The following is a 4,762-nucleotide window of genomic DNA, read 5'->3' as shown; positions in this document are numbered from 1 at the left end:
AAAAAGTTTCATGAGGAGCATTGAGGCAACATGCTCCGCAATACCTGCATAACATGGCGGAATACAAATATATGATGAGGGGCGTCTTGCAACGGCCGACGTCGTTTTGAAGCAGGGGAGTAACAGAATTGTTATTTTCCCGCAGAAAGGGAGCGCTCTATGCTTGCGAAGGCGTTGTGGCCGTGTATGGATTCCTCGCTTTCCACTTCCACGGAAAACCAGGTCACATGGGTGTGGCTTTCCAGCCTGGCGGCCACGTTGCGCACCACGTCTTCCACGAACAGGGCGTTGTCATAGGCCAGTTCGGTGACGAATTTTTCATCCGGCCTTTTGAGCAGGGTATGGATGGGGGCGGAGCCCGAGGCCTCGGCAATATCGATGAATCCTTCCAGCCATTCAAAGCGGCTCATGCGCACGGCCATGCGCACCACGGCCCGCTGCCCGTGCGCTCCGGCCCGGCTTATGGCCTTGGAACAGGGGCATACCGTGGTGACGGGAACTTCAAGTTCCAGCAGAAAACGCGGGCCCTCCCGGCCTTCTTCCATCTCCCCGGTGAGGCGGCAGAGATAGCGCACCGGCGCGGCGCGCCCGGAAACGGGAGCTTTCCGCATGCGGAAATAGGGAAAGCTGAATTTTGCATAGGCGCGCCTTGCATGCAGGCGCGTGAGCACGTCGGAAAGCAGGCGCTTCATGGAGGCGTAGTCCAGCTCTTCGGCGCTGGCCTCACGCCAGTTTTCCAGAGCTTCCAGGAAACGGCTCATGTGCGTTCCCTTGAAGGCCGCGGGCAGATCCACCCCCATGTCCACGGAGGCCACGGTGTGCTGGCGGCCCTTGTCGCGGTCTCTGACCACCAGGGGAAGTTCCACGTTCTTGACGCCTACGCGGTCTATGTCCAGCGCCACGCTGGAAGGGCTGCTTTGAACGTCCGTCAGCGAGTGTTCGCATCCGGCGGGTGCTGTGGCTGTCATGCGTGCTCCTTCTGTTCGTGATCGTGGAATATGTGGCGCTCGGGGGCGGCCTCGATGGCGGTGAGGGAGCACGAGCTTTGCAGGACGCCGCGAGAGGAACGGAGCCTTCCGGCAAGTTCGCTGACGGCGGCGGCCGGGCCCCGCAGGGCCATGGTTTCCAGGCAGTGATGTTCGTCCAGATGCACATGCATGGTGGCGAGTACCATGGCATGGGCCTCATGCTGGAGGGATGTGAGCCGGCCGGGCAGATCGTTGTCGTGATGGTCGTACACCAGCGTGAGCACGCCTGCTACCGGCGCGTCGGGGTCGGAAACGATTTCTTCCGAAAGCTCGCGCCGTATGCAGTGGCGCAGCGCTTCGGAACGGTTGGCGAAGCCCTTGCGCTCGCTGTGCCTGTCGAAGGCCGTGAGCAGTTCCCGCTCCAGCGACACTCCAAAACGTACCAGTCCGCTCATGTGTTCCCCCGGTTGAAAAGGCTTTTTTAGCAATACACCAGCAGGGCGCTCTGCTCAAGTGCCGGAATTTTCCCCACATGCACCCTTGTTGCCCGCCGTGCAGGAATCTTCCGCGCCATTTTTTTCCCTGCTTGGCAGGTGGGGGGAAGCCTTCTGGCACAGCGCCGAGGCTATGGCCTCCATGTGTCGATCCGTAGTGCCGCAGCAGCCGCCGAAAATGCGCAGGCCGAAATTGTTTTTCAGGCGGAGCATGCCTTTGGCCAGGTTTTCCGGTTCGGACTGCATCGTGACTTTTGAGCCTTCCAGCTCCCGGAAGGAGAGGGGAGAGGCGTTGGCCTGTATGCCCAGAAAGCGTGAGCGTACAAGAGGCGTCCGGTTGAAGGGGGCGGAGAGAGCCTTTCGTACCAGCGCAGGATGCACGCAGTTGGCCATAAAGCAAAGCGGTCGGGGGGAAATCTCGGCATCGAGGACGTCAATGGCCGCATAAAGGGGCGTACCGTCCGCCAGGCGGCCGTCGGCACGCAGAGTGAAGCTTATGATGAAGGGCAGCCCTGTTTCCGCCATGGCCTGAGCCATGCCGAGGGCTTCGGTAAGGGAAGGCATGAGCGCGGCATAGAGAAAGTCCGCCCCGGCTTCCCGGAAAAGCCCGGCCTGCCAGCGGTGGAGTTCCAGAGCCTTGGTGGTGGAAAGGCAGCCTTTTCCCGTGTAGGCGTCGCCTTTGCAGCCCAGCATACCGCCTGCGAACATGAGGGCGTTTTTCCGGTCGGCCTCATCCTGCACCTCCCGAAGCAGGGCCATGTTTTCCTTGAAGATGGAGCTTCTGCCTTCCTTGTCGATGAAGCCTGCGCTTGAGGCCCGTTCTTTGTCGCATCGCCGTGTGGGCGTGGCGGCGAGGAAGGGCAGACTGTATTTGCAGGCTATGGCAAGGTATTGTTTCCATAAAAACGCGAGAGCCTCGCGGCCCTTTTTCTCCCGCACCAGTCCGGCCATGCCCGCCGGGCCTTCCGTGGGAAGATGAAATTCATGCTTCAGCCTCTCGGACAGGGCTCCTTCCATGAGAAAAAGCGGTGACGTGTTCCAGCATTGTTTCAGGGCTTCCCCCCGGGATTCTCTTTCTTTCATCTTCGTTGCCCCGCTCTGGCGATTTCTCTGTCCATGCACTGGATGAGCAGAAGTGAGAGTACGGTGAGCGCCATGCCGCAGTAGAAGGGAAGCTGATAGCCGAAGCTCACCCACAGCCAGCCGCCGAGGGGAGGGATGAGCACCGCTGCGATGTGGTTGATGGTCTGGGCAAGGCCCATGCTCGGGGCCACGTCGGAGGGGTCGGCTATCTTCTGGAAGAAGGTGCGCACGGCAATGGCGAAATTGAAGGTGAGGCTGTCGAGAACGTACATGGCGCCGGCAAGATACGCGCTGTCCGTCCAGGCATAGCAGAGAAAGATGAAGAAGGCGGAAGCATACTCTATGGTGAGCAGCCGCCTTTCGCCGATGCGGTTGATGATGCGCCCGATAAGGGGATTGAAGAACCAGTTGACGGCGTAGTTCACCATGTAGAGCACGGCCACGGCGCGCACGGAAAAACCGAATTTTTCCACGAGCAGGAACAGGGAGAACACGGTAAAGATCTGCCTGCGCCCGCCCATGAGCAAGGTGAGGGCGTAGAAGAGCCAGTATCTGCGGCGGAAGACCATGCCTTTTTTCTGAGGAACCACCCGGGGGCTGGAAGGGTCGAAAAAAAGACATGCTGCGCCAAGGGCCATGACTACCACGCCCGTCGCGGCGAACATGGTTTCATAGGAAAGGAGCCCCGCGCAGAAAAAGACCATGAGAGAAACGGCAAGGCTCCCCCCTGCGGCAAGTCCGCGCATACGCCCCATGACGACGGGCGTAGTTGCCAGGTCATAATACTGTATCATGAGGGACTGGTTGATGGTCTCAAAGAAGTGATAGCCCGCCGACATGACGAACACAGCGCCCGCGATGCCCCAGAAGGAGGTGAACATGCCGATGACGGCAGTGCCCGCCCCGCAGATGATGACGGAAAACACGCAGAGCCTGTGCTCGCGCATGAGGAGCATGAGCGGGACCACAAGGAAGCACAAAAAGCCCGGCACCTCGCGCAGGGCAACCACAAGGCCGTTGTCCGCAGCGGAAAAGCCGCCTACTTCCACGGCGTAGTTGGTGTAGAGCAGGGAGGATCCCTGAAGCCCCAGCGTACTGCCCAGCGTGAGCAGGAAAAGGAAGAGGTACATGCGGGTATTGCCCGACACATTGGAAACAATGGCTTTCATGGAAGAGCTCTTTTGCAGGGGAAACAAAGGGCTTTTTGTCCGGGCGCGGCACATGCCGCGCTTTTTCCCGCAGGCACGTCAGAGGGGAGAGGAGAGCCTTTGGGAAAAGGCCGGAAAAAGTGGGCCGGACGGATCGGCGGAAGGCCTGCGATGTGGCATATCCGCTTCAGGCTCTCCGCCTGTTTTTGCGCGGATGCCGCCGCAATTCTTCCTCCAAGCAGAAAGCCGCGGGCAGGCCGCGGCTTTCGGAAACGTGCGCGATGTGGGGCGGTTCCCCGCCCCCTCCTGTTTTTTTAGGCGAGAGCCTGAAGCAGAAGCAGCGCGACGATGTTGATGATCTTGATCATGGGGTTGACGGCGGGGCCGGCGGTATCCTTGTAGGGATCGCCCACGGTATCGCCGGTCACGGCGGCCTTATGGGCTTCGGAGCCCTTGCCGCCGAAGTTGCCTTCTTCGATGTATTTCTTGGCGTTGTCCCAGGCACCGCCGCCGGAAGTCATGGAAATGGCCACAAAGAGACCGGTGACGATGGTGCCCATGAGCATGGCGCCGAGAGCGGAGAAGGCCGCAGACTGTCCGCCCCAGATCTTGATGATGTAGTACACGACCACAGGAGCGAGTACGGGCAGCAGGGAGGGAGTAACCATTTCCTTGATGGCGGATTTGGTAAGCATGTCCACACAGGCGCTGTAGTCGGGTTTGGCTTTGCCCTCCATGATGCCGGGGATGTTGTGGAACTGACGGCGCACTTCCACCACCACGGAGGCTCCGGCACGGCCCACGGCCTTCATGCTCATGGCGCCGAACAGGTAGGGGAGCAGGCCGCCGATGAACAGGCCGACCAGCACATACGGATCCTGCAGGGCGAAGGTCACGTTGAGGTCGGGGAAGTAGCGGCTCAGGTCTTCGGTATAGGAGGCGAAGAGTACCAGAGCAGCGAGAGCGGCGGAGCCGATGGCGTAGCCCTTGGTGACGGCTTTGGTGGTGTTGCCCACGGAGTCGAGAGCGTCGGTAGTTTCGCGGATATCCTCCGGCAGGCCGGACATTT

The 4,762-nt window shown here is 60.4% G+C and carries 5 protein-coding genes; all 5 read right to left on the bottom strand.

What is annotated here, in order from left to right; genetic code table 11:
- Window positions 1-131: 131 nt before the first annotated feature.
- On the bottom strand, window positions 132-932 hold the full coding sequence (gene folE2, locus K8W16_RS09755; protein ID WP_304123068.1) for a GTP cyclohydrolase FolE2: 801 nt from the start codon (window positions 930-932) through the stop codon (window positions 132-134).
- 32 nt (window positions 933-964) lie between these two features.
- Window positions 965-1,423, bottom strand: coding sequence for a nickel-responsive transcriptional regulator NikR (nikR, locus tag K8W16_RS09750; protein WP_304123066.1), 459 nt, complete (start codon window positions 1,421-1,423; stop codon window positions 965-967).
- Between the two features lie 54 nt (window positions 1,424-1,477).
- Window positions 1,478-2,545: a homocysteine S-methyltransferase family protein gene (locus tag K8W16_RS09745; protein ID WP_304123064.1), complete on the bottom strand. Its 1,068-nt coding sequence runs from the start codon at window positions 2,543-2,545 to the stop codon at window positions 1,478-1,480.
- On the bottom strand, window positions 2,542-3,714 hold the full coding sequence (locus tag K8W16_RS09740; protein WP_304123062.1) for an MFS transporter: 1,173 nt from the start codon (window positions 3,712-3,714) through the stop codon (window positions 2,542-2,544). The genes K8W16_RS09745 and K8W16_RS09740 overlap by 4 nt, the downstream gene beginning before the upstream one ends.
- Window positions 3,715-4,007: 293 nt before the next feature.
- Window positions 4,008-4,762, bottom strand: a 755-nt coding sequence (locus K8W16_RS09735) for a sodium/proton-translocating pyrophosphatase (RefSeq protein ID WP_304123059.1), incomplete at its 5' end; no start/stop codon positions are given.

The organism is Mailhella massiliensis, assembly GCF_020741395.1.
GTDB classification, from domain to species: Bacteria; Desulfobacterota; Desulfovibrionia; order Desulfovibrionales; family Desulfovibrionaceae; genus Mailhella; species Mailhella massiliensis_A.
The sequence above is the reverse complement of the archived record's forward strand: the minus strand, read 5'-3'. Positions and strand labels throughout refer to the sequence as shown.